Genomic DNA, 24,478 nt, shown 5'->3' with positions numbered 1-24,478 from the left:
TGGGAGGTATGTAAAGTGAGAAAAGTTTTGTTTGTGCTCTTAACCGCTTGCCTTTTGTTCGTTTCATCAGCTTTGTTTGCTTCTGTTTCAGAAATTAAGCTTCGCCTTGCACATGTTGTCAACGAAAAGGATATTTTCCACGTAGCAGCAGTCAAGTTCAAAGAGCTTGTTGAGGAGAGGACAAATGGTCGAGTCCAGATTGATATATATCCCAATGCAGTTTTGGGAGACGAAAGGACCCTTCTTGAAGGAATGCAGCTTGGAACAATCGACATGGGAGTCATAACAAATGGACCTGTGGCGAACTTTTTGCCCGAAATCGCAGTTTTCGAATTGCCATTCTTGTTTGCGAATGCGCAGGAAGCTTATGCAGTCTTAGATGGTCCAGTTGGCAAGGACCTATTAAAATCGCTTGAAAAAGTCAATTTGAAAGGTTTAGCCTATGCAGAAAGAGGTTTTAGAAATATCACAAACTCCAAACGCCCTGTTAGGACTCCGGCAGATTTGAAAGGGCTTAAGATACGCGTTATGGAAAATCCTGTTTATATTGATACTTTCAAAGCCTTAGGAGCCAACGTGATTCCAATGGCATGGACTGAGGCACTTACAGCATTGCAGCAGGGAACAATAGATGGTCAGGAGAATCCAATTGTTGTTATACACTCTTTCAAATTGTATGAGACTCAAAAATACCTGTCTCTAACAAGACATACTTATGCTCCAGCGCTCATTATCATGAGTTTGAAGGTCTTCAAGAGTTTACCATCCGACATACAAAAGATTTTCGAAGAGTGCGCGCAACAAGCTGCTGAATATGCGAGAAAAGTCAACGGTGAAAACGAAGAAAGACTTTTGAAAGAACTAATAGATTTTGGTATGCAGGTTACTCAACCAGACCTCAACGCCTTTAGAGAAGCCGTGAAATCTGTTTACGATAAATACAGTGCAAGATTTGGAAAATATCTGAAAGAAATTCAAAAACAGTTGGAGGAACTTCGCAGTAATAAGTAAAGCATCTCTGCTTGAATTTTGGGGCTAATCCTGCAAGGGTTAGCCTCATCACAACATAAAGAGGAGAGATAGCTGTGAGTTTTTCCAAGTTATTTAAAACGCTCAGTGATATTTTGGATAAAGTGATCGGTGGTATAGTTTTTACTTGCATCGTTGGTATGATTGTTATAGTTACTTTGCAAATAATATCAAGGGTCTTTTTCCGAGCTATCGTTGGAACAGAAGAGTTATCCAGGTATCTTTTGGTTTGGGCTTCTTTTCTTGGCGCTACTATGGCTTACAAACGAGGTATGCATACTTCTGTGCAATTTTTGCTGGAAAAATCTTCTAAACTGACAAGAAAAACTCTTTTGATTGTTGGTATTTTGCTTTGTATGTTCTTTTTTGCTGCCTCGTTTCTTGCTGCCTTCAAATTGATATCTCTTCAAATATTTCAAATTTCCCCAGCTCTCAAACTACCAATGCGATTTGTTTATTTAGCACTTCCAATAAGTTTTTCGGTGATGCTAATTCACAGTGTTTCACTTTTACTTGAGAATTTGTCAAAAAAGGATCTAAGGGGGCAATAATTGTGGCATGGATATTGTTTGCATTGCTCTTTGTGTTCCTTTTTATTGGTTTACCAGTAGCAGTGGCTATCGGACTTTCTGCTCTTTTTGTTCTGTTAAAGAATGGTGTACCTATCGCGATAGTTGCTCAAAGAATGTTTGCTGCAACAGACAGTTTTCCCTTGATTGCCGTTCCTTTTTTCATACTTGTAGGGGATCTGCTTTCGCAGGGAAAAATATCCGAAAGGTTGATTGAACTTGCCGATTCCGTGTTTGGATTTCTTAAAGGTGGCCTTTCTGTAGCAGCCGTTTTTTCATCGATGTTCATAGCAGCTATCTCAGGTTCTGGAGCTGCAACCACCGCTGCCGTGGGTACATCTTTGATTCCTGAATTGAAAAAAAGAGGATATGATACTGCTTCCTCCGCCGCATTGACAGCCGCAGCCGGAACGATAGGAGTTGTCATACCTCCATCAGTTCCCATGGTTTTGTACGCTGTTGTCGCGAACGAATCAGTTGCAAAGCTTTTTCTGAACGGATTTTTGCCAGGTGTCGGAATGGGTTTGATACTGATTTTCATTGCACTGAGAGAAGCTCATAAGAGGAACTATCCCAAAGGTAAGGCTTTTTCTTTAAAAAACATCTGGTTAACTTTCAAGAAAGCCTTCTTTGGTCTTCTTGCACCGATAATCATTCTCGGTGGAATTTTTTCGGGGTTCTTCACGCCTTCTGAAGCGGCAGTTGTAGCCGTTGATTACACGCTTATCTTGATTCTTTTTGTTTACAGAACGATGAAACCGAAAGAGCTGATCAAACTGATAATAAGATCAGCGATGACGATGTCGATAGTTATGTTTCTGATAGCCGTAGCCGGTGTTTTCGGATGGGTGCTGGCAAATTGGAACATTCCTTCGACTATTGCGAATGCCATTTTGTCTTTGTCAGACAATCGGTATGTGATAATGCTTCTCATCGCCGTGATCATTTTAATTGCCGGAGTTTTCATGGAAACAGCTTCTGCTATATTGATACTGACACCGGTTTTTTTGCCAGTTGTTAAGCAATGTGGTGTCAATTTGATTCACTTTGGAATTATTGAAACGGTAGGATTTGCAATCGGCATGGTAACGCCTCCTGTGGCTATAAACTTATACGTCGCTACTTCCATAACTGGTTTATCCATGGAAAAAATCTCAAAATCGGTTGTGCCGTATCTGTTTGGGCTTATACTGGTCTTCTTGCTGGTGGTTTACCTTCCTCTTTTTGTACCAGGGCTAATAATGTGATCTTTACTGCTTATCTTAACGCATTGAAGGACACAGAACTCAGCCGAGCTTTGATTACAAATTTGGTTTGTTGATGAGTCAATCTTAATAAATTTTTTTCCTAACTTTATCTGCTACTGCAAAGGACTCTTTTGCACCATCGTGTGATTCTAAGAGCTTATCCTATACAAAGTAGCATTCTGATGGCATCATGATATTATCTTGTCAGGGGTGTTCATTTGAAAGCTGTTGAGGTAATTGATCTTGTGAAATACTATGATTCTTTCCAAGCTTTGAGAGGGGTTAGCTTCCAGGTTCAAGAAGGCGAGATCTTTGGTTTGATAGGTCCAAACGGCGCAGGAAAAACCACAACTCTTAGGATACTTGCAACATTACTCAAACCGTCATCTGGTACTGTGAAAATTTTCGGATACGACGTTGTAAAAGAGGCAGATTCCGTCAGGCAATGCATCAGCTACCTTCCTGAGGATGCAGGAGCTTACAAAGAGCTCACAGGTTTGGATTATTTGAAATTCATAGCAAGGTTCTTCGCAAAAAGCGAATCTGAATTCAAACAGATGGTTGAAAAAGGAGTGCAAATGGCAAACCTTGGTGAAAAAATCAAAGCCAAAGTTGCAACCTACAGCAAGGGTATGACAAGAAGACTTTTGATAGCAAGAGCTTTGATGGTTAACCCAAAGCTTGCCATATTAGATGAGCCAACTTCCGGTTTGGATGTTCTCAACGCACAGGACGTTAGAAAAATGATAAAAGATTACGCAAAGAACGGAGGAACGGTTCTATTATCCTCTCACAACATGCTTGAAGTTGATTTTTTGTGTGATCGAATTGCCTTGGTAAACAACGGTCAGATAGTGAAATCGGGCACACCAAATCAACTTAAGGAAGAATACAAAGCTTCCAACATTGAGGAAGTCTTCATCGAGGTGGTACGATGTTCTGGAACTTGCTGAAAAAAGAGTTGAAAGAGGTTTTAACCATATCCGGTATTGTTAGCATAGTTGCTCTGTCTGTGGTTTACGCTTTCATAGGTAAAACCATTGGCAATATTGAAGAGCAAGTTACCAAAAAGCCTACGATAGCTATCGTCAATTTGGACGAAGGTTATTATGCCAAGGCGGTGGAAGAGGCTCTAAGCAATGCTGCACATGTTGTTTATCTTGGAAAAGACTACGAAGAAGCGCTTCAGGCTGTGAAGCAAAACAATGGGGCAGCCGTTTTAGTGATCGAAGAAAATTTTTCTAACGACATTCTTTCATACAAGCAAGGGAAAATAAAAATCGTTTCTTATATCAGAGGTTTGGGGATAATGGACACGGTATCGTCTGCGGTTATCAGTGGACTTGTAGAAAGCATTAAGAAACAGCTCACCTATTCCATGGCAATTCAACATGGTGTATCTGATCCAGCGTTTCTACTCGAGCCGATAGCTCAAGAACCTGTGGTGATATTTCAGGACAGAGTCTACGAAAAAATCTCTCCATCGCAACTTGTAAACATTGCATCTTCTCAGTCAACGACGACGTCGGTTATCGTGATGATGCTCATAATCATGGCTGGAACAACCGTTATTTCATCGATGGGCTTGGAAAAAGAGAACAAGACCTTGGAAACTTTGATGACGATGCCTGTCAAGCGTGGGTATATCGTCTTTGCAAAGATTTTGGCCGGTGCAATATCAGGTGTCATAATGGCTGGTATATACATGATAGGTTTTTCATCCTACATGCGTGCTGTTTCGATGTCTATCCCGCAGGAGCTTGGATTAAGTGTTACACCCTTTGAATACGGCTTGGTCGGTCTGTCGTTGTTTTCTGCTTTAATATGCGGAATAGCATTGGGTATGCTGCTTGGAATTCTTTCAAAGGATTACAAAAGCGCTCAAACAATGACTTTTCCGCTGGTTGCCCTTGCTTTGGTGAGTATGTTTTTGACGATGTTCAAAGATTTTGGCACTCTCAGTACACCGTTAAAAGTCGCCGTGTTTGCAATACCTTTTACGCATCCGATGCTTTCTTTAAGAAACATGCTTTTCGATAACTATTCATTCACGATGCTTGGGATTCTTTACAACACGATACTGGCAGTGTTTTTGATGAGCGTGATTATCAAAATCTTCAACAGCGACAAGTTGATCACTGGAGTGATATCAAAAAAGCGACCAAAAGTTTTACAATGATATTTTTTGCTTTGGGATTCACTGCACTGCGTGTTGTAGTTTTTCTTTCACCTTTGGATCAAGTACTCCTAATATTCTTGCGGCTAGCAAAGCCGCATTTCTTGCTCCGTTGATTGGCACCGTTCCAACGGGAATTCCAGCTGGCATTTGGACTATTGATAAAAGCGAATCTAATCCTTCTAAACTTTTAGTTTTGATAGGCACTCCAATCACCGGAAGGTGTGTCAAGGAAGCAACCATTCCAGGAAGATGTGCAGATCCACCCGCACCAGCGATGATGACTTTCAACCCCCTAGCTTCGGCTGTTTTGGCATACTCGTACATGAGATCAGGAGTTCTGTGTGCAGATACGATTTTTATTTCATACTCTATCCCAAATTCTTCCAGAACTTCGGCGGCTTCTTTCATAACGGGAAAATCAGAGTGGCTTCCCATAATTATTCCCACCTTTGGTCGGCGAATTGGTTTGTCATCCATGTTCATGGATTAATCCCCCTTTCAAAGAGGTTTAATCTTCAAGTGTGAAAGTGTTTCAAGTGCTTTGCGCTCCGCTTTTTCTACGTTTTCGTCTAAAACCGTTATGTGGCCAAGTTTTCGCAGTCTGCTAGTTGTGGATTTTCCATACAGATGAAGATAAACTTTCTCCATGGACAATATTTTTTCAAGTCCTTCGACAGTGTATTTACCAAAAACTTCGTCGTTTCCAAGAATGTTCACCATTACGCAAGGTGAGATCAACTGTGTAGAACCAAGTGGCATTCCAGTGAGTATTCTGACAAGCTGTTCAAATTGGGACGTCACGCAGGCTTCTATCGTGTAATGACCTGAGTTGTGAGGTCTTGGGGCGATTTCGTTTATAAAGACTTGACCATTTGAATCCAAGAACAATTCTATGCAAAAGATACCGCAATCGTTCAACACTTCGACAACTTTGCGTGCGATTTGTTCTACTTTGGACTTTATCGACGAATCTATTTGCGCTGGTACTTTTGTTATTCTCAGAATATTTTCTTCGTGGATATTTTCCACCACAGGATAAAATTTTACTTCACCTTCAAAATTCCTGGCAACCAAAATTGACAGCTCTTTGACAAAGTGGATGTATTTTTCAAGCATCAGATCTTTTCCTGCAAGTTTTTCATACGCCAAATCAACGTCGGATTCACTTTTTATGACAAAATTGCCTTTACCATCGTATCCACCTTGGCGAGCTTTTAACACAACGGGCAAGCCGAATTCGCCTATTCTTTTGACCAAATCTTCCTTGCTTTCTATCTTGCAAAAAGGTGGAACAGGCAAATTTGCATTGTACAAGGTCATTTTCTGCAAGTATTTGTCTTTTATGATTTTCAGCGTTTTACTCGAAGGAATGACTGTGTGATTTTCAATTTCAAGTTCATGAAGTGCTTCAGCATCTATGTGCTCAAATTCATAGGTTATGACATCACTTTGCTCAGCCAGTTTTCGCAGAGCCGTTTTGTCCGAAAAAGGTGCGACAATTTGAAAGTCTGCAACTTGTCCTGCGGGGGAGTTTTCAGTGGGATCAAGAACCACCACGGAATATCCCATTCTTTTTGCTTCCATGGCAAGCATTCTTCCAAGCTGTCCCCCGCCGACAACTCCTATCCACGCAGGTGGATGAAGAACCCTTTTGCCTTGCAGGTTGCACCACCTCACATTGAGTTTAACTTGATCTTTTCAAAATTGAATCTAATCTTTTGTAACGAGTTGTTTAATGACGATGTTGCAACGTTATTTGGGTTTTCTAAAAAGCGTGGACTTGAAAACGTGAATTTGATAGGATTTATATATACGTGTCGAATATTGTTTGGTGGAGGAAAAGTCATGCAGAACAAGAATCAAAAGGTTGAAAAACTTCTTTTTCAAAGAATAACAAAACTGATTTTGCTAATCTTGATTATCCTGTTGATCGGGACCTTCTACTACCATTACACCGAGAATTTGCCGATAATTGATTCGTTTTTCTTCACGATAATCAGTGTTTCCACGGTTGGATACACACTCCCGAAAGAGAATTTTTCCAACGCATCGAAGATATTCACGTCCGTTCTGATAGTTTCTGGAATAAGTGCTTTCACATACGGATTGTCCAACATTGCGGCGATATTTTTTGAAGAAAGTGCCAGAAGTTATTTCAAAAGGAGGCGAATGAAAAGGATGATAGAAAAACTGACCGATCACATAATCGTAGTTGATATCACGAAAGCGACAAAGTATTTGGTTTATGAGCTTCTCAGGCATGATGTTGACGTGGTGATCGTTGGGGAAGACGAAGAGGAAATAAGGAAAATAGTAGAACAGCTTCCAGAAAAAGAAAGGCACGGTAGGTATTACTACGTTCTTGGGGACGGCAGAGATGAAAACACCTTACTGGAGGCAGGATTGAAAAGAGCCAAAACCCTTGTGGCAGCGTATGGGGATGATACGTTGAACGTTTTTGTGACTCTAACTGCCAAGTCAATAAATCCGAACATCAAGGTAATCTCTGGAGCAACCGATATCGAGGATGTGAAAAAGCTCTACTATGCTGGTGCCGATGTGGTGATAGCCACTTCCGAGATAGCCGGCTTTGAACTAGCAAAATCTGCCCTTGAGAAAACTGGAAGGATGGTTTTCAGCTTCGAGGCCTTTGGAAAGAAGACGTTGAAAATCGAATACCTAAAGGTTGAGAAAAATTTCAAGTGCATCGGGCAAAAGGTTTCAGAGTGCGATTTGTTTAAAAAGTATGAGATCACCGTTATTGCAATAGAAAGTGAAGGAAAGCTGATACTCAAAGATGACGATAAAAATAACCACGTTCTAAAGGAAAACGATGTTTTGATCGTCGCAGGTCTTGCAGATATGATTGAGAATTTCTTCAACGAACTGGCTGTTTAAAAAATTCGTGGTAGAATCAATTTTCGGAGTGATTTTTTGCTTATAAAAGTTCTCGACGGTCATGAAACGATTGGTGGTAACAAAATTCTTGTTGCAGATAAATCTAACAAAGGGTTTTTACTGGATTTTGGCTTGAATTTTACCCTTTGGTCTTTGTTCTTTGAAGAGTTCGTTCAGCCAAGAACCGGCAGAATTTTGGCTGATCTTAGCAAGCTTGAACTGATACCAAAGCTCGATATTTACAGAGAGGATCTAAACCCACCTTGTTTTGATGATTCAATTGACGTGAAATTTCTTTTCATCAGCCACGCGCATGCGGATCACTGTGGAATGATTGGATTGATAAAACCAGACATTCCACTTTTGATGACCAACGAAACTTTGGCTATCATGAAGGCAAATTCTGATTTAAAGCAAGATTTGATCGCAGAACTTTATCCCAGAAAACGCGTTAAACCCAGTGATCCTTTGATTCGATCGGATCTGACCGAAATAACCCGCAGCAAGTCGGAAAAATTTCAAAAAAGAAAGGTTTGCATAATAGGTTCTTTGAACACGAAAGATCAACTTGAAGAAAGATTTATTTTCACAGATCCATCAGACTTGTGGGACGATCGGCTGATCGTCCAACGTGCTTACCATTCAGTCATAGGCGCTGCTGGATTGATAGTCAAAGTTGACGGGCTTTGGGTCGCGTACACAGGAGATTTCAGACTAGGTCCAAGAACAAAAGAAGAGGAAAGCTTTTGGTTTGAGCATTTTGGACCAACCAGGTTAGAGCTTGCCAAAAGGACCAGCTTGTTCTTCGATGTTCTTCGCGATAAAAAACCTTTGCTGTTGATAACCGAAGGCACAAGGGTGGCTCGAAAGACAGACAGCGAAACCACGGAAAAGGATGTTTACGAAAAAGCTTTGGAACTTGTTGGTAAAACAAATAAACTCGTCATAGCAGATTTTCCCGTAAGGCATCTGGAAAGACTTTTGACTTTTCTTTTGATCGCTTGCAAAACGGAAAGGTATCTGGTCTTGATGCCAAAAGATTACGCATATTTGATCATGATGGAGCAGATAGAACCGGCTTGGAAGCTTTCCGAAGAAGAAAGGAAGCAAATCAAAGTTTACCACGTTGCGAAGGTTCAGTTTTCAAGCTTTGAGGAACAGGTTTTGAAGCAAGCCATAGAAGAAGGTATTTTGATTGGTCCTGATCAAATAGAATCAAATCCGTCAAAATACATTGTCTGCGCAGGTTATTGGGAAATCCCCATGCTGCTCGATCTTGATCCAAGCGCCCTTGAAGGTTCGATCTACATACACTCAACGAGTGAAGCTTACACCGAAGAGCAATTGATAGATACCAAAAGGCTTGGAAATTGGTTGAAGAAATTTTTCATACAACCGTTTGGGATTAGATTTGAAGACGGCGAAGCCGTTTTCACAAAAGAATTTCACGCGTCGGGGCACATATCTGCCGAAGATCTTGAAGAATTCATAAATTCCCTTGAACCTGATTACATCTTGCCTGTTCATACAGAAGAAAAAGAATGGTTCGTTGAAAGATGGGGAAAAGAAAAGATCATATTGAAAAACATGTGGTATACTTAGGTGTATGTGGAGGTGAACAACTTGAAAAAGTTTTACATAACCACACCGATATACTACGTTAATTCAGAACCGCACGTTGGAAGTGCCTATACGACTATAATTGCCGATATCATTGCTCGGTATAAAAGAATGATGGGGTATGATGTTTTCTTTTTAACAGGAACCGATGAACATGGTCAAAAAATTTTACAGGCTGCTACGAACGCAGGTAAAGATCCACAAACTTTTTGTGATGAACTTGCAGAAAAGTTCGTGCAACTTTGGAAAAAGTTGAAGATAACGAACGATGGATTCATAAGGACAACCGATCCAAGGCATATGGAAGTGGTGCAGTACTTTGTCAAAAAGATGAAGGAAAACGGAGATATTTACAAAGGAGAGTACAAAGGCTGGTACTGCGTACCGTGTGAAAGCTATTGGAGCGAAGATGAAATTGGAGAAGAAAAATTGTGTCCATCGTGCGGAAGAGAACTGAAATTTGTCCGAGAGGAGAACTATTTCTTTAAGCTTTCAAAATACAGAGATGCTCTCTTGAAACACTTTGAGGAAAATCCAGATTTTGTGCAACCTGATTTTAGAAGAAACGAGATGCTGAAGATTTTAGAAGGCGGGTTAAAGGATTTAAGCATAACCAGAACCACTTTCAAGTGGGGCGTTCCGATGCCAGACGATCCAGACCACGTCATCTACGTTTGGGTTGATGCGTTGATAAACTATGTCTCTGCCATAGGTTATCCGTACGATATGGAAAAATTCAACAGGTACTGGCCAGCCGACCTTCACCTAATAGGAAAGGAAATCAATCGCTTCCATTCGATAATATGGCCAGCAATGCTGATGTCAGTTGGCCTTCCTTTGCCGAAGGTGATATACGCACACGGTTGGTTGACCGTGGATGGCCAAAAGATCTCAAAATCTTTGGGAAATGCCATAGATCCAAAGTACTTTGTTGACAAATACGGAAACGACGTTTTGAGATTTTACCTTCTGCGCGACATAACCTTTGGAAAAGATGGGGATTTTTCTGAAAGGAACTTGGTTGAAAGACTCAACAGCGATTTGGCAAACGATTACGGAAACCTTCTGCATAGGACTCTTGCAATGGTTGAAAAACATTTCAACGGAAAGCTTCCTTCACCTTCGAAATACGATGAAATCGATGAAAGATTCAAACAACAAGTTCTCAACGGTGTTGAAGAATACATAAACAACATGGAAAGCTACGCTTTGACCCAGGCTGTGGAAAGCGTTATGAGAATCCTTGCCGCAGCCAACAAATACTTCGATGAAAAAAGGCCTTGGGTACTTGCAAAAGAAGGAAAACTAGATGAACTTTCCACAGTTCTTTACAACGTCTGCGAAGCCGTTTTGAAGGTTGCAACGATGTTTTATCCGATCATGCCTGATTCTTCTTCGGAGGTTTTCAAGAGGCTTGGGTACGATGGCCCAATCAACGAATCTGTTTTGAAAAATTGGGCGGTTTTAAAACCTGGTTCAAGCGTTTACAAAGGAGCACCGCTTTTTGAGAAAAAAGAATACGTTCCAACGGTTCAAAAGGAGGAGAATAAAATGGAGAATGTTCAAAACCTAATAGACATCGACCAGTTCAAAAAAGTCGAACTTAGAACCGCGAAGGTTATTTCAGCGGAAAGAGTTCCAAAATCCGAGAAGCTTTTAAAACTCGTTGTCGACGTCGGTGAGCTTGGAACCAGACAAATCGTTGCTGGAATTGCCAAGTACTATGCGCCGGAGGATTTGATTGGTAAAACCATCATCATCGTGGCAAACCTTAAGCCTGCCAAGCTCATGGGTATAGAATCTCAAGGCATGCTTCTTGCTGCAAAGTTCAACGATACTTTGAGAATACTGACAGTTGATGGAGAGATAGCTCCTGGCGCAACAGTTTCATAGGAGGGAAACATGGTGACAGAGCTTTTGACAAGACCAATAGAAGAAGAACTTGTTGAGCTTTACATGAATTATTCGATGAGCGTCATAATAGGACGCGCAATACCTGATGTTCGTGACGGTCTAAAGCCAGTACAAAGGCGCATTCTCTATGCCATGTACGAACTTGGTTTGACTCACAATGCACAAACCAAAAAATCTGCAAGAATCGTTGGAGAGGTCATAGGTAAATACCATCCACACGGAGATGCGGCTGTTTACGATGCTCTTGTGAGAATGGCTCAACCCTTTGTGATGAGATATCCTTTGGTCATCGGGCAAGGTAACTTTGGTTCCATAGACAGAGATCCTCCTGCGGCAATGCGATACACCGAAGCCAAGCTTTCACAGCTGGCTGAAGAAATGCTCGAAGATCTTGACAAAGAAACAGTTCCGATGACCAAAAACTTCGATGACACTTTGGAAGAACCAACAGTTCTACCTGCTAAAGTGCCAAACCTTCTTTTGAACGGTGCAAGTGGTATAGCCGTTGGCATGGCGACGAACATACCGCCGCACAACCTTGCAGAGGTTGTCGAAGCGATTAGATATGTTATCAAAAATCCAAATGCGACCATTTCGAAGCTACTTCAGTTCATAAAGGGACCAGATTTTCCAACCGGAGGAATAGTCGTAAACGCAAAAGAGCTTCCTGAAGTCTACGCCACGGGAAAAGGCAGAATAATAATACGTGCAAAAACGCATTTTGAAGAGGACAAGAAATTCAACAAAATCGTCATAACCGAAATACCGTACACTGTGAGCAAGGCAAGTCTGGTTGAAGAAATAGCAAATTACGCAACCAAAGAACCAAAGCTTATGATCAAAAACGTGAGGGACGAGTCGGACAAAACTGGTCTGAGAATAGTCATAGAGCTTGCAAAGAACGCAGACAAACAGGTTGTTTTGAACAACCTTTTCAAAAACACAAAGCTTGAAGACAGCTTCAACGTTCAAATGCTTGTCATAGATGCGAAAAAACCGAAGCTGATGAACCTTCAACAACTCATCAAAGCCTTTATAAACCACAGATTTGAAGTTATCAGAAAAAGGGCTGAGTATCAGTTCAAAGTTTATTCGAAAAGGGCACACATCATAGAAGGATTGATAAAAGCCGCGCGCGCAATAGGAGTTGTCGTAGACATAGTTCGAACGAGCAAAGACAGCCAAGAAGCCATCAAAAACTTGATCGAAACGTTGTCGATCACCGAAGAGCAAGCAAAAGCGATCTTGGACATGAGGCTTGGAAGACTTACCAGCCTTGAGGTTGAAAAACTTCAAAGCGAATATTCTCAGCTCATCAAAAACATCGAAGAGGCTAAAGAAATAATAACAAAAGACGAAAAAGTCTACGAAGTCATGGACAAAGAACTCGAAGAGATCGAGAGGAAATACAAAGATGAGAGAAGAACGCAGATAATGGATCTTTCAGAAGAGCTTGATCACAGTCCAGAAAGCTATGTCGTGGACGAGGAAATCGTGCTGACTTTGACACAAAAGGGGTATCTCAAGGCAACCAGCTTGAGGGATTACCGAACGCAAAGACGCGGTGGTAAAGGTGTCATTGGAGTCAAAACATCTGAAGACGATGAAATAACAATGGTTTGCAGTACAAGAAGTTTGGCCCAAACCTTGTTCATCTCATCGAAAGGAAAAGCCTTCGTTTTGAAAAACTACGAAATAGAAGTAACCGGTCGTGACAGCAAAGGCAAGCCTATCAGAGCGTATTTAAACCTCGAAGAAGATGAGATTGTTGTGACGATGCTTCCTTTCGACGAATGGAAGGGAGATCTTGTGCTGGTGACAAAGCAGGGAAAAATCAAAAGAACCCCGTTGAAAGAATTCGAAAATGCCGCAAGTCGCGGTATCAAAGCCATAACTTTTGAGGACAACGATTGTGTCGTCGCAGCAAAACTTTGTTACAGCGATTCCGAACAAGTTTTGATGGCCACGAAAAACGGCATGGCAATCAGATTTTCTATGTCCGAAGTTAGACCGATGGGCAGAGCAGCCATGGGAGTCAAAGGTATAGAATTGAGGGAGAACGATGAAGTTGTTGGAATGGTAAGTATTCCAAACGAAAACTGTGAAATCTTAACTGTAACAACAAAGGGTTTTGGAAAAAGAACGCCTGTTGCTGAATATAGGCTTCAAAATCGTGGTGGAATTGGCATCAAGACTTTGTCGGAAGTTGAAAAAGTCGGTACCTTGGCAGGAGTAGACGTCGTCACCGATCCGCAATCTGAGGTTTTGCTCATGACGAAAAATGGTCAGTCGATCAGGCTCAGCGTTTCTGCGATCAGTGTCCTTGGAAGGACTGCCAAGGGTGTGAAAATATTGGAACTAGACGGCGACGATGAGGTTTCGCACTTTGCGGTGATCGAAAAATGTACAGAGAACTAGACCACACGGCAGATGTGAGATATGAAATAGTTTGCGATTCTTTAAAATGCATATTTTCAGATTTAATAGAGATATTCAAAGATCACTACAGTCCAGTTTTTCTGGATGAATGTACAGTTGTCGAATACGACATAAACAAATCGATCGAAGACTTGGTCTTCGACGTGGTCAACGACTGGATATACATGATCGATGCAAAGAAGCTTTTTCCAAAAGAATGCGAAGTACAACAGAAACTTCTTGTTCGATTTTGCAAGGTTCAAAAAATTCACGGGACGGAGTTTAAAGCGTTGACTTACCATGGTTTGCAGATTGTTGAAGAGAAAAATATTCTAAAATTAAAGGTGGTGTTTGACACATGAGTAAAGAGCTTACCGAGAGGCAGAAAGAGGTTTTGGAGTTCATAGAAAACTACATAAACAAACATGGCTATCCACCGAGCATAAGGGATATTGCAAAAGCTTTTCGCATAACCCCAAGAGGCGCCATGCTTCATGTTGTGGCTTTGGAGAAAAAAGGTTACATAACCCGTTCGAAAAAGGCAAGAGCCATCAAGATAAAGTACAGAACTGAAGCGATAAGACTTCCCATCGCTGGGGAAATAGTCGCCGGGAACGTCATAGAAAATATTGAAGATTCAACGGAGACGGTAGATGTACCCTTGAACATGGCAAAATCGATCTTTGAGTATTTTGTTCTGAAAGCTAGAGATGAAAGCATGATGAGCGAGCATATCGTCAACGGCGATTATCTCATTTTGAGAAAACAGTATACTGTAAACAACGGCGACATTGCAGTAGTTCTTTTGAACAATACACAAAGAATGTTGAGAAAGGTATACATAAAAGACGGCAAACTTGTCTTGATGCCAATAAATTCACACATGCAACCAATGGAATTACCGGCTGACAAGGTCGAAATTCTCGGCAAAGTTGTGGGAGTGATAAGAATCTATGGGCAATGAGCTTTTCACGGTAAAAAACGTGAAGGATTTGTGGATCATAAAACCTACAGGTATCCTTGATCTGTACAACTCGTCGGATTTCAAGGAGAAGGTCAAAAACGAGTACATAAACCAAGGGAAGGTTAATTTGATAATAGATCTTTCAAGCGTTGAGTACATGGACAGTTCCGCCTTGGGAGTGTTGGTTGGACTTCAAAGATCTTGCAGGCTGAACGGAGGGACTTTGGTACTCTGTGGTTTAAACGACAACTTGATGAGAATTTTTCAAATAACTTCTCTTGTGTCTGTTTTTAGAATCTTTCCCAACGTTGAAGACGCGATAAAAGCCTTGCTTGAGGAGGGAAAAAGTTGAAAATAGCACTTGGCGCAGACCATGCCGGTTTCAGGTTGAAAGAAAGTGTTAAGAGCTATTTGATTTCAAAAGGCTACAAAGTCATCGACGAAGGCACTTACAGTGAGGAATCGGTGGATTATCCAGATTTTGCAAAAAAAGTTGCCGAGGATTTGAAAAACAACGTTGCGGATTTTGGGATTTTGGTCTGTGGAACCGGTATTGGAATGAGTATAGCCGCCAACAGAATAAAAGGCATAAGAGCCGCGCTGTGCCTTTTCCCAGAGATGGCAAAACTTGCCAGATCTCACAACAACGCAAATGTTTTGGTTTTACCTGGAAGACTTATAGGACCTGAGTTGGCGAATTGGATAGTCGAGGCTTTTTTAACAGAGGGGTTTCAAGGAGGAAGACACGAAAAACGAATTCAAAAATTGGAGGAATTGGGCTGATGAAAATAGTCTACGATCCCGCGCACGTATCGCACTATCCAACAAAAGAGATAGATAAAGGAAGGTTCATCGAAAATCCCGAAAAGCCTGAAAGAATAAACCAAATAAAAGACGCTTTGATAATGAAGGGCTTTGACAACTTCGTCCCGCCCTCGAAGTTTCCTATAAACTACATCTATCTTGTTCACGATGAAGAATACGTTTCCTGGCTCAAAGCCAAATGTGAATCTTTGTCGGAGGACGAAGAGTACATCACGGAAGTTTTCGGTTACGACAAATGCTTCGACACAGGTACACCCATAAAGAGAAACACCTTTGAGGTTGCCAAAAGGGCTGTTGACGCTGCTTTAACCGCGGCAAGATTGATCGATTCAAACAACGTTGTGTACGCTTTGATCAGACCACCTGGACATCATGCAACCAGAGGTTACTGTGGAGGTTACTGCTACTTCAACAACGCTGCAATTTGTGCAATGTATTTTTTAAAAAGGGGAGCCGAGAGGGTAGCAATACTCGATTTGGATTTTCACCATGGAAATGGTACACAAGAAATTTTCTACGATACCGACATGGTTTACTACATATCCATCCATGGGGATCCAAAGTACTTTTATCCGTGGATTACCGGAAGGGAAAGTGAGGTTGGCGAAGGACCAGGTGAAGGATTCAACTTGAATCTACCGCTTCCTCCAAAAGCCGATTGGAGCGAGTATTCTGCAGCCCTTGCCTATGCGGTGAACGAAATCAGAGATTATTACCCCGATGTTTTGATAGTCTCTCTTGGATTCGACACACACAAAGACGATCCAGTCGGAGATTTCTTGCTAACAGATCAAGATTACTCAAAGATGGCAAAGCAACTTTCAAAGTTGAAGATCCCAATGCTCGTCATTCAAGAGGGAGGATATAACCCGCAAGCAAATGCGGCAAGTGCCGTGAATTTCTTCTCTGCTTTGGAATGATCACAATTTCTCGTGAAGGTCCATGGTCCTTTCATGGAGCAATTTGTAAAGTTGATAAAGTCTTTCGTAATCCGGTTGTCTTTGAGCCACCGGATAGAATTTTTTTTCTATTTTAACCGACTTTTTGCTAAGCTCTGCAATATCCTCACCGGTTAGTGCGCTTAAACAGCTTATCGCACATCCCAAAAGTTCTGAATCGTGAATCTTTGGAACTTCTATTTGCCTGTTTAAAACATCTGCTTTCACTTGGTTCCAAAGATCGTTCAGAGCTTGTCCACCAGTTACCCTTATCGCTTTAACTTTGCATCCAGATTCTTCCATCAATTCCATGATTTGTCTTATCGAAAAAGCCACACCTTCGATCACTGCCACCAAAAGCGTTTTCCAATCGTTTTCAAGTGTTAAGCCAAACAAAACTCCTTTCATCTTTGGATTCCAGTATGGGCTTCTCTCTCCATTTAAATGTGGAAGAAAAATCAGATTCGTTGGTCTTTTGACCGTCAAAAGTTTTGAAAGTTCCACCAACCTTGCCCTTGTGATGTTTTTGGACATCCATTCGTAAGCAGCACCGGTCGTGTTCATCACACCGCTGACTTTCCACAGATCACCGAACATGAACGGTGTAACTATCAATCCTTTGTTTTCTGGTTTTACAAGACTGCACAACGTTACGCCTTGTGAAGTTCCACCCCTGTCGCACAAATATCCATCTTCCACAGTTGCAGTTCCAATCAAAGCCATTGCAAAATCCGGTGCCCCTGCGACCACCTTCACCGTGTGATCCAACCCAAGCGATTTGGCAACATTTTTTTCCAGCTGTGAAACTATCTGTCCTGTTGGAACAAATTCTGGTAGTAAAAACTTTTCGTGTAGACGAAATTTCTCAAGATCTTCCTGATACCACGGTAAATATCCTCGCCTCGGAAAACTTGCGTTGATTAATCTACCTGTGAGTTTAAAGACAATATAATCACTTGGTTGAAGTAAAAAAACTTCTTCTTGCAAAAGATCGTTCAAAACCAAAAGGTGCGACAAACCTACGGCTGTTTGTTCGTCGATTCCCTGAGATGTTATTTGTTCAAGTTTTTCCATGCCCCTTTTGTCCATCCATGTTATCGCGTTTCCAACGGTCGAACCTGATTTTGAAACCAAAACCGTCGTTGGACCTTGACCAGTTACGCAAATCGCAACAACTTTTTTCCTCAACTGTTGATCGGCTTTGTGAAAGCACTGAACAACTGTTGCCCACCATTTTTCAGGTTTCACTTCGCTGACGCCGTCTTTCGGCGTTGAAAAACACCTTTGTTGACAAAAGAAAACCTTTTCACCGTTTTCATCGAAAAAGGCAAGTTTTACATTTGTTGTTCCGATATCGACAGCAGCAAAAAGCTCAGACGACACCTTTATCTCCCCTTCTTTGGCGCTTGAAGAAAAGCACTTGTTCAAAGTGTTTGTATTTTTGAACCATTTTCTCCTTTTCCAACTCCATCAAAGTTATGAACAAGGTGTCTACGATGAAAAGTTGAAGATATTTTGTCAAAATTCCACCTTCCGAAAGAAGTTCGTTTTGAACATACGATGGAATCAATATGTCGCAGTTTTCGGCAATTTTTGAACCAGGTGGAGCAATTGCCACGACAGTTGCTTTGGCTTTTTTTGCAAACATCATTGCATCCAGCATATCCGTCGAAGAATAGCTGCTGGATATCGCAACCACGCAAGAGTTCTCAGGAAGATTAGAGGTGGAAATACTCTGGAGAAAGGGGTTGTCAAAGAAGTTAACTTGAAAACCAAGTTGTTTCAATTTCAAAAAAAGATCCTTTCCGGCTATGGAGTCAAAACCGTATGAAAGAATTTCAACCACATTGCTTTTCAATATCGCTTTTGCCGCTTTTTCTATCGATTCTTTCTCTATCAATTGAAAGGATTCTGAGATGTTTTCAAAGACAAAGGGCAAAAAATTCTTTGCAACCGAAGATAGTTTTTCTTCATCGAGCTTCAGAGAGTGGAAAAGTTGAAGTTCTTGGGCAAGCGCTATTTTCAACTCTCTAAATCCAGAGTAACCAAGCTTTTTGGCAAAGTCAAAAACAGTTGAGGGAGAAACATTTGCCGCTTTTGCGAGCTCAACTATGTTCATCTTCAAAACCAAGTCTGGATTTTGTATGAAAAACGTCGCTATGTTTCTCAAACTTTCGCTCAAATTTGGCAGTTGATCGCGTATAACCTGAAAAAGGCTTTTTTGTCCTGTCATTTCGATCCACTTCCTTTTGAATAAATTATCAAAACAAGCAGTGTGAAGAAAAACGGGAAGGAAAGTAAGAACTCCTGCGGAAGATGAGACAAAACTTGAAGAAAGTTCGTCAGTGCCGAGGCGAATCCAAATACAACGGCTGCCACAAAAAGCTTCCAAGCACTGTCCTTGGCTATTATAACTGCCACAAGTGAAATCCAACCTCTACCGTTGGTCATGCCCGTTACAAAAGCTTTGATCGGCAAAGACAAAGAAGCACCAGCAAGTGCGCACAAGATTCCACAGATCGTGTACACCCAGATCAAGTTACTTTCTGGATTTATTCCAAACCTTCTTGCCAGCTCAAAACCTTTTCCCACCACTTTCATGCGGTATCCAAAGTTTGTCTTTTTCAAAATTATCCAACACATTATCGTACAGAGTACGGCAGCAGCTTCGAATACCCCAAAACCATCGAAAAATTCCAAAATCGGAATACCTTTCAACTTCAAAGTCGGAACATCCGGCAATTTCTCAAAGAATATTGTACCTTTTGTTCCAAAAATTTGAGCGGCAAGAAAAACCGTCAAACCTGCTGCCATAAGGTTGGTCGCCAAACCGACAACGAAAAGGTTGGTTTTCAACTTCAAGTGAAGAAAAATCATCAACAAGGAAAAGCCTACACAAACCAAGCAGCTGAGAAGTATTCCAACCAAAAGACTCGATGTGTTCTGAGCAAAAAGAAGTGTCAAGAAAGCAGAAAGAAGCATCAAACCTTCCAAACCTATGTTCAAAGTGTTTGTCACGTTTGTGAAGAGCCCACCAAGTCCGGCAAGAACAATCGGCACCGATGCGGTGAAAGTCATCTTTAAAAGCTCCATCATTTTGAAACTCTCCTTTTCAAACTCGCCAAAGCCTCCGCGGTAACAAGGTAAAATACACTGGCTTGAACCAGTCTTGCTATCTCCGGTGTAACGTCGGCAAATATCGAGGCAATTTGGGCTCCCGTTTCAAGATAAGAGAAAAACAGCGCACTGAAAATCACAAAAAACGGTTTGTTTTTGGCAAGAAGCGCAACCGCTATACCGTTCCAACCATAGCCAAACGAAAAACCTCTTATCATCCTTCCATGCACAGCCAGTACATCCACCATTCCACCGAGTGCAGCCAGGCCCCCACTCAACGCAAAGGCAATCCACCACGTTTTTTCAACATCTATTCCGGCATATCTTGAAAAAACAACGTTTCCTCCGACCAACCGCATTTGATAGCCAAGCACACTCTTTTCAAAAACCATTTGAAGCCAGATGGCAAGAAGAATTGCCACCAAAAATCCAACGTGAACGTTAAGCCCTGGGATCGTCAAAACTTCAACGTGAAGATACTTTGTTGCAGACAGAGCAGCCATTGGATCTCTCAGATAAGTGTTCAAAAGAAAGTTTGTCACGTGTATCAAGCCGTTACTTACTAAAAAAGTCGTTATGAGTTCATCGATGTTGAGTTTTATCTTCAAAAAGGCCGACAGGCTGGCAACAGCAGATCCAACGATGAAAGCAACTAAAAGTGCGAAAAAAACTGCTTGGAAACCCTTTAAATGTAGCGCCACAAAGGTGCCTGCAAGCGTTGCAAAGTAAAGTTGCCCTTCCAATCCTATGTTGAAAACACCGGCAGAAAATGAACAGAAGGCGGCAAGTCCTGTGAAAATCAAGGGAACTGCTCCAACTAAAATTTGCGATAGAAAGTAAAAGTTTCGAAGAGGAAGTAAGAAAAAAGATTCTATGGCAATAATTGGTGCCTTGCTGACTGTCCAAAGCACAACCATTCCAAAAAAGATGGCCAAAAGCAGCGTGATCAAATTCGTTAGATAAGTTCTCAAGGCTTTCCCCCGCTTTTTGTCGTGGTATTTAAAAGAGTCGTGAAAAGATCTTTTTTGGTCAGGTTCTTGTTTTCAAGTTCTCCAACGATTTTACCCTGATGGATGAAAAGAAATCTATCGCATATCTTTATCATCTCATCGTAATCAGAAGAGGCGATCATAACTGCACTATTTGAGCTTTTCAATTCCTCCAAAATCTTGTAAAACCTCCAACTTGATCTCACATCCAAACCAGCCGTTGGTTCATGGGCCAAAAGAAGCTTTGGTTTGACATAGCATTCTCTTGCTATCACAAGTCTTTGAAGATTTCCTCCAGATAAAACTTTGGCAGGCAACTTGAGCGAGTTGATTTTGACATCGAAGAAGTTTACGACATTTTTTGCAAAGTTTTCGCACTCACTTTGAACTAACCAACCATTTTTCTCAAAATCCTCGTACTTGGTGGCTATAACATTGTCAAAGATTGAATTTTTGAGCGAAAGACCTTCCTCCATTCTATTTTCTGGAATGTAGGATATGCCAAGTTTTCGAATCTTCGACGTTGAAAGATTCTCTATTTGCACATCCTGAAAAATGATTTTACCCGAAGAAACCTTTCTTAAACCCATAATGGTTTCAAAAAGTTCTTTTTGACCACTACCGGTAAAACCAACCAAGCCAACTATCTCGCCAAAATGAATTGAGAAGGAAACATCTTTCAGCTTTTCGTTGAAAAGCTTTTCCACTTTTAAAAGCAAAGGACCTTTTTGTGAAACTCTTTGAATATGCACTGGTTCGTATTCTCCCACCATGGCGTTGATCAATTGCTCTTTTGTCAAAAGCTTTACATCTTCTGAAAGTACACTGAATCCTCCCCTTAGAACTGTCACTTTGTCGGCAACGGCAAGAACATCGTCAACGTTGTGGGTTATCAAGATTATGGTGTGGTTTGATTGTTTCAGTTTTCTGATAAGTTCGTAAAACTTAAGACTGTCTTCCTCCGAAAGGTAAGCTGTTGGCTCATCCAGCACGATTACTTTAGCACCACGGTACAAAGCCTTGAGAATCTCGACTTTTTGCTTTTCCGCAAGTGACAGTTTTCCCACACGTTCGTCTACATCGATGTAAAGCCCTGTTTTTCGCATTGTTTCAAGCAAAATATGCCTGGATTTTTTGTCGTTCCAGAAAAATCTCGTTGGTTCTTGCCCAACCACGATGTTTTCAAGGACGGTCAATTCATCGACCAACGACACGTTTTGATGAACCATGGTTATCCCCATTTTAAAGGCATCCTTTGGACTTTTCGCTGAAAAATCTTTACCGAAAACCCTAATGATACCTCTGTCTGGTCTTTCAAGACCAAGTAAGATTCTCATCAAAGTCGTCTTGCCAGCACCATTTTCACCAAGAAGAGCGTGTACGGTGCCTTCTTCAACAAAGAGTGAGGCGCCGCAAAGCGCCCTCACTCCAGAAGAATAAAAAGTCTTGTGAACATCCAGCATTTCAACGGCGTAAGTTTTCATGGTAAGGCAGAAATCTTTCCTTCAACAAGATCTTGGTAAACCCTGATCATCTCCTTTTGTATGTATTCCGGCACGAATTTTTTGTAGTTTTCATCGTCGAAAGTAAAGCTTATTGCGCCTTCCTTAACCCCCCAGATTTCTACAGTTCCATACGGCAAACTGTTCAAGTATGCTCTTTTCAAAACATCGTAAACGGCTCGATCAATCTTTTTCAAAGCGCAGGCCAAAATTGTTCCAGGTGCAACGGATATATAATTCGCATCAACGCCTATCACGTATTTACCCATTTGCTTTGCCGTTTGTATCGCACCCATTCCACTTCCACCACATATCAACAATATCACATCAACACCCTGAGAAAATTGAGCTCGTGCAAGTTCTGCCCCCTTGGCAGGATCAGCCCAACTTCCAACGACCGAGAAGACAACCTCTATCCTTTCATCAACCATTTTTGCCGCTCTTTCGTAGGCTGGTTTCATCTTGTTAACCATAGCTGGATAAATGTCCCCTGCTATCAAACCTACTTTCAAATCCGGATTTGCGCCTGGCATATCGCTTTTTGTCACCAAACCGGCAAAGTATCCTGCAAGAAAGGTCATTTCTTCATCCTTGAACGCAAGCGAAAAAACATTTGGAAGAGTTGGTGCAACCCCATCCACAAGGACGAACTTTTGTTTCGGATAAAGTTTTGCAGCTTTTTCAACACTCTTTGGCATACCCTCGGTGAACGTAACTATAACGTCGTATTTGCCCGTTGCCGCCAAACTGAGCAAAGTAGGCTCCCACCTTGCCATGTTATATCCACCTTCGACAACTTGCAGCTCAAAGCCAAATTCCTGCGAAGCTTTCTTGGCACCTTCGACGGCAAGCTCGTAAATGGCGTTACCTGCAACTTCCCCTGTGATCAACAAAGCCGCACGGAATGCAAAGGTACTGATGGCAAAAAGAAGGACAGCAAAAACCGTCAGTTTTTTCACAACACCACCTCCTGTATAATGAAATGTGTAGGAATACTAGGATTTCGAAATTTTTTCGATACCATCCGAAATTATTTTATAAAAATCTTCCTCCAAATCAAGTGGCGTTTTTTCAAAAAGTGTGTTATCATTGTTTTACAACAGCAAATATTCCCACAAAATTTTGGTTTTTGTGATATCCTATTGTTTGCGTTAATTGTCGCCCACAAAGTTTGTGGGGAAAGTTTAGTCTGAAAGGAGTTGAGTTTGTATGAACAGAGAGGATTTTGAAGTCTTTGTCCTGACCGACGAAGATGGACAAGAGCATCACTTCGTCATCCTTGCGGAAATCGACGATGGCATGAAAAAGTATTGGATCTGCGAAGAAATCATGGTTGACGAAGACGGAAACATCCAAGATTTTGGAGAAATTTACCCGTTTGCAGTCAGAGAGGATGAAAATGGTGGAATTTTCGTAGATTCAATAGAATCTGAGGAAGAATTCGAAAAAGTTTCCAAAGCTTGGAATGAGCTACTAGAAAAAGACGAAGAACTACAAAGCATGTTGTTCCTCAATGAACATGATCATGAACATCACGAGGACGAAGAGGAGGAGTAATGAAGCTTGCGAGCGGACCTATCGCAGGCTATTTACTCCGATTTGAAGAAGAAAATTGAGCTTGGTTTCTACAAAAAAGGTGAAAAACTTCCCGAAGAAGAAAAACTTGCTCAATCCTATGGAGTTGGAAGGCAAGCGGTAAGAAAAGCTATGAAGCAGCTTGCTGACGAAGGTATCGTGCGCAGGATCAAAGGGCGCGGTACCTTCGTTGTTTTTGAACCAAAAAAGGTTCTGCTTGGTTTTATGAGCAACTTGTGGCATTTCAAATTGCTGAAGAGTTATTTGAGCGACGTTCAAAAATTGGAAGACAAAATGTTCGACGAAGAAATTCCCATTGCAACCTTTGAAATTCTTTGGTTGAGCGACGAAAAACCCGTTTGCTTTGAAAAATGTCATGTAGATCCAGTTGCTTGTCCAAACGTTTTAAAGCTTTTAAACCAAAAGCAATTGACACAGCATCCAACTGATTTTCTCTCGCAGTCAGACAAAATAGCGGTAATCAACGAAAAAATCTCAATTGAGAAGATCAACAAGAATATTTGCAAATCCCTTCAGATTGCAGAAGAAACGATTGGAATAAAAAGAACTCTCGTTTTTTCAGATTACTCTGGCAAAGTTGTTGCAATCAGCTTGTTGTACTATCATCCTGAAGCTACAATTGAGCAAGTTCATCATCTTTGAAACCAAAAAACAAGCGGGGCAGTTAGCCCCG

24 protein-coding genes are annotated in these 24,478 nt (G+C 41.3%); 16 read left to right on the top strand and 8 right to left on the bottom strand.

Annotation, left to right across the window (positions count from 1 at the left end; translation table 11 throughout):
- Positions 1 to 15 precede the first annotated feature (15 nt).
- The 5 genes from THETH_RS00980 to THETH_RS00960 all read left to right on the top strand — a co-directional run bounded on the left by THETH_RS00980 (position 16) and on the right by THETH_RS00960 (position 5,024).
- On the top strand, positions 16 to 1,011 hold the full coding sequence (locus tag THETH_RS00980; RefSeq protein WP_013931521.1) for a TRAP transporter substrate-binding protein: 996 nt from the start codon (positions 16 to 18) through the stop codon (positions 1,009 to 1,011).
- 74 nt (positions 1,012 to 1,085) lie between these two features.
- Entirely contained in the window at positions 1,086 to 1,580 is a 495-nt protein-coding gene (locus THETH_RS00975) for a TRAP transporter small permease (RefSeq protein WP_013931520.1), read from the top strand.
- A gap of 2 nt (positions 1,581 to 1,582) precedes the next feature.
- Positions 1,583 to 2,845 (top strand): TRAP transporter large permease, encoded by a 1,263-nt coding sequence (locus THETH_RS00970; protein WP_013931519.1) that lies wholly within the window; start codon positions 1,583 to 1,585, stop codon positions 2,843 to 2,845.
- Positions 2,846 to 3,063: 218 nt separating this feature from the next.
- Positions 3,064 to 3,798, top strand: coding sequence for an ABC transporter ATP-binding protein (locus tag THETH_RS00965; protein ID WP_013931518.1), 735 nt, complete (start codon positions 3,064 to 3,066; stop codon positions 3,796 to 3,798).
- Complete coding sequence (locus THETH_RS00960) at positions 3,780 to 5,024, top strand: ABC transporter permease (RefSeq protein ID WP_013931517.1); 1,245 nt, start codon at positions 3,780 to 3,782, stop codon at positions 5,022 to 5,024. Before THETH_RS00965 ends, THETH_RS00960 begins: the two co-directional genes overlap by 19 nt.
- 18 nt (positions 5,025 to 5,042) lie before the next feature.
- On the opposite strand, the gene purE is transcribed toward THETH_RS00960, so the two are convergent.
- Positions 5,043 to 5,507 carry a 5-(carboxyamino)imidazole ribonucleotide mutase gene (purE, locus tag THETH_RS00955; RefSeq protein ID WP_013931516.1) on the bottom strand — a complete coding sequence of 155 codons (465 nt, stop codon included), beginning with the start codon at positions 5,505 to 5,507 and terminating at the stop codon, positions 5,043 to 5,045.
- Positions 5,508 to 5,522: 15 nt separating this feature from the next.
- Entirely contained in the window at positions 5,523 to 6,701 is a 1,179-nt protein-coding gene (locus THETH_RS00950; protein WP_013931515.1) for a 5-(carboxyamino)imidazole ribonucleotide synthase, read from the bottom strand.
- A gap of 168 nt (positions 6,702 to 6,869) precedes the next feature.
- Here THETH_RS00950 and THETH_RS00945 point away from each other — a divergent pair, with 168 nt between their 5' ends.
- The 9 genes from THETH_RS00945 to THETH_RS00905 are packed head-to-tail and all read left to right on the top strand — an operon-like array spanning position 6,870 to position 16,583.
- Positions 6,870 to 7,922 (top strand): potassium channel family protein, encoded by a 1,053-nt coding sequence (locus THETH_RS00945; protein ID WP_013931514.1) that lies wholly within the window; start codon positions 6,870 to 6,872, stop codon positions 7,920 to 7,922.
- Between the two features lie 36 nt (positions 7,923 to 7,958).
- Positions 7,959 to 9,524, top strand: coding sequence for an MBL fold hydrolase (locus tag THETH_RS00940; protein ID WP_013931513.1), 1,566 nt, complete (start codon positions 7,959 to 7,961; stop codon positions 9,522 to 9,524).
- Between the two features lie 21 nt (positions 9,525 to 9,545).
- A complete protein-coding gene (metG, locus tag THETH_RS00935) occupies positions 9,546 to 11,435 on the top strand; it encodes a methionine--tRNA ligase (RefSeq protein WP_013931512.1) in 1,890 nt (629 codons plus the stop codon).
- 9 nt (positions 11,436 to 11,444) lie between these two features.
- Positions 11,445 to 13,874 (top strand): DNA gyrase subunit A, encoded by a 2,430-nt coding sequence (gene gyrA / locus THETH_RS00930; protein ID WP_013931511.1) that lies wholly within the window; start codon positions 11,445 to 11,447, stop codon positions 13,872 to 13,874.
- Positions 13,859 to 14,236 carry an archease gene (locus tag THETH_RS00925; RefSeq protein ID WP_013931510.1) on the top strand — a complete coding sequence of 126 codons (378 nt, stop codon included), beginning with the start codon at positions 13,859 to 13,861 and terminating at the stop codon, positions 14,234 to 14,236. The genes gyrA and THETH_RS00925 overlap by 16 nt, the downstream gene beginning before the upstream one ends.
- Positions 14,233 to 14,838 carry a transcriptional repressor LexA gene (lexA, locus tag THETH_RS00920; RefSeq protein ID WP_013931509.1) on the top strand — a complete coding sequence of 202 codons (606 nt, stop codon included), beginning with the start codon at positions 14,233 to 14,235 and terminating at the stop codon, positions 14,836 to 14,838. Before THETH_RS00925 ends, lexA begins: the two co-directional genes overlap by 4 nt.
- Positions 14,828 to 15,190 (top strand): STAS domain-containing protein, encoded by a 363-nt coding sequence (locus THETH_RS00915; protein WP_013931508.1) that lies wholly within the window; start codon positions 14,828 to 14,830, stop codon positions 15,188 to 15,190. Before lexA ends, THETH_RS00915 begins: the two co-directional genes overlap by 11 nt.
- A complete protein-coding gene (gene rpiB / locus THETH_RS00910; RefSeq protein WP_013931507.1) occupies positions 15,187 to 15,621 on the top strand; it encodes a ribose 5-phosphate isomerase B in 435 nt (144 codons plus the stop codon). Before THETH_RS00915 ends, rpiB begins: the two co-directional genes overlap by 4 nt.
- Positions 15,621 to 16,583: a histone deacetylase family protein gene (locus THETH_RS00905; RefSeq protein ID WP_013931506.1), complete on the top strand. Its 963-nt coding sequence runs from the start codon at positions 15,621 to 15,623 to the stop codon at positions 16,581 to 16,583. Before rpiB ends, THETH_RS00905 begins: the two co-directional genes overlap by 1 nt.
- Here THETH_RS00905 and THETH_RS00900 read toward each other — a convergent pair whose 3' ends face one another.
- The 6 genes from THETH_RS00900 to THETH_RS00875 are packed head-to-tail and all read right to left on the bottom strand — an operon-like array spanning position 16,584 to position 23,168.
- Positions 16,584 to 17,984, bottom strand: a complete 1,401-nt coding sequence (locus tag THETH_RS00900) for a xylulokinase (protein ID WP_013931505.1) — start codon at positions 17,982 to 17,984, stop codon at positions 16,584 to 16,586. It lies immediately after the preceding gene.
- On the bottom strand, positions 17,974 to 18,834 hold the full coding sequence (locus THETH_RS00895) for a MurR/RpiR family transcriptional regulator (RefSeq protein ID WP_013931504.1): 861 nt from the start codon (positions 18,832 to 18,834) through the stop codon (positions 17,974 to 17,976). Before THETH_RS00895 ends, THETH_RS00900 begins: the two co-directional genes overlap by 11 nt.
- Complete coding sequence (locus THETH_RS00890) at positions 18,831 to 19,697, bottom strand: ABC transporter permease (protein ID WP_013931503.1); 867 nt, start codon at positions 19,695 to 19,697, stop codon at positions 18,831 to 18,833. Before THETH_RS00890 ends, THETH_RS00895 begins: the two co-directional genes overlap by 4 nt.
- Positions 19,694 to 20,689 carry an ABC transporter permease gene (locus THETH_RS00885; protein ID WP_013931502.1) on the bottom strand — a complete coding sequence of 332 codons (996 nt, stop codon included), beginning with the start codon at positions 20,687 to 20,689 and terminating at the stop codon, positions 19,694 to 19,696. The genes THETH_RS00890 and THETH_RS00885 overlap by 4 nt, the downstream gene beginning before the upstream one ends.
- Entirely contained in the window at positions 20,686 to 22,191 is a 1,506-nt protein-coding gene (locus THETH_RS00880; RefSeq protein WP_013931501.1) for an ABC transporter ATP-binding protein, read from the bottom strand. Before THETH_RS00880 ends, THETH_RS00885 begins: the two co-directional genes overlap by 4 nt.
- Positions 22,188 to 23,168, bottom strand: a complete 981-nt coding sequence (locus tag THETH_RS00875) for a BMP family ABC transporter substrate-binding protein (protein WP_013931500.1) — start codon at positions 23,166 to 23,168, stop codon at positions 22,188 to 22,190. Before THETH_RS00875 ends, THETH_RS00880 begins: the two co-directional genes overlap by 4 nt.
- Positions 23,169 to 23,418: 250 nt before the next feature.
- Between THETH_RS00875 and THETH_RS00870 the strand changes: the two genes are divergently transcribed.
- Together THETH_RS00870 and THETH_RS00865 are read left to right on the top strand one after the other, a co-directional pair.
- Positions 23,419 to 23,766 carry a DUF1292 domain-containing protein gene (locus THETH_RS00870; RefSeq protein WP_013931499.1) on the top strand — a complete coding sequence of 116 codons (348 nt, stop codon included), beginning with the start codon at positions 23,419 to 23,421 and terminating at the stop codon, positions 23,764 to 23,766.
- 6 nt (positions 23,767 to 23,772) lie between these two features.
- Entirely contained in the window at positions 23,773 to 24,447 is a 675-nt protein-coding gene (locus tag THETH_RS00865; protein WP_013931498.1) for a GntR family transcriptional regulator, read from the top strand.
- The last annotated feature ends 31 nt before the right edge of the window (positions 24,448 to 24,478 follow it).

This window comes from Pseudothermotoga thermarum DSM 5069, from assembly GCF_000217815.1.
In the GTDB taxonomy this organism is placed as follows: domain Bacteria; phylum Thermotogota; class Thermotogae; order Thermotogales; family DSM-5069; genus Pseudothermotoga; species Pseudothermotoga thermarum.
Note: the sequence above shows the minus strand (reverse complement) of the source record. Positions and strands in the feature narration are given on the sequence as shown.

What these genes read in the sequence shown, in the direction of transcription:
- THETH_RS00960 (WP_013931517.1), top strand. Translation starts at nt 3,780, where the DNA reads ATGTTCTGGAACTTGCTGAAAAAAGAGTTGAAAGAGGTTTTAACCATA.
- purE (WP_013931516.1), bottom strand. Translation starts at nt 5,507, where the DNA reads ATGAACATGGATGACAAACCAATTCGCCGACCAAAGGTGGGAATAATT.
- THETH_RS00945 (WP_013931514.1), top strand. Translation starts at nt 6,870, where the DNA reads ATGCAGAACAAGAATCAAAAGGTTGAAAAACTTCTTTTTCAAAGAATA.
- gyrA (WP_013931511.1), top strand. Translation starts at nt 11,445, where the DNA reads ATGGTGACAGAGCTTTTGACAAGACCAATAGAAGAAGAACTTGTTGAG.
- THETH_RS00925 (WP_013931510.1), top strand. Translation starts at nt 13,859, where the DNA reads ATGTACAGAGAACTAGACCACACGGCAGATGTGAGATATGAAATAGTT.
- lexA (WP_013931509.1), top strand. Translation starts at nt 14,233, where the DNA reads ATGAGTAAAGAGCTTACCGAGAGGCAGAAAGAGGTTTTGGAGTTCATA.
- THETH_RS00915 (WP_013931508.1), top strand. Translation starts at nt 14,828, where the DNA reads ATGGGCAATGAGCTTTTCACGGTAAAAAACGTGAAGGATTTGTGGATC.
- THETH_RS00905 (WP_013931506.1), top strand. Translation starts at nt 15,621, where the DNA reads ATGAAAATAGTCTACGATCCCGCGCACGTATCGCACTATCCAACAAAA.
- THETH_RS00895 (WP_013931504.1), bottom strand. Translation starts at nt 18,834, where the DNA reads ATGACAGGACAAAAAAGCCTTTTTCAGGTTATACGCGATCAACTGCCA.
- THETH_RS00890 (WP_013931503.1), bottom strand. Translation starts at nt 19,697, where the DNA reads ATGATGGAGCTTTTAAAGATGACTTTCACCGCATCGGTGCCGATTGTT.
- THETH_RS00880 (WP_013931501.1), bottom strand. Translation starts at nt 22,191, where the DNA reads ATGAAAACTTACGCCGTTGAAATGCTGGATGTTCACAAGACTTTTTAT.
- THETH_RS00870 (WP_013931499.1), top strand. Translation starts at nt 23,419, where the DNA reads ATGAACAGAGAGGATTTTGAAGTCTTTGTCCTGACCGACGAAGATGGA.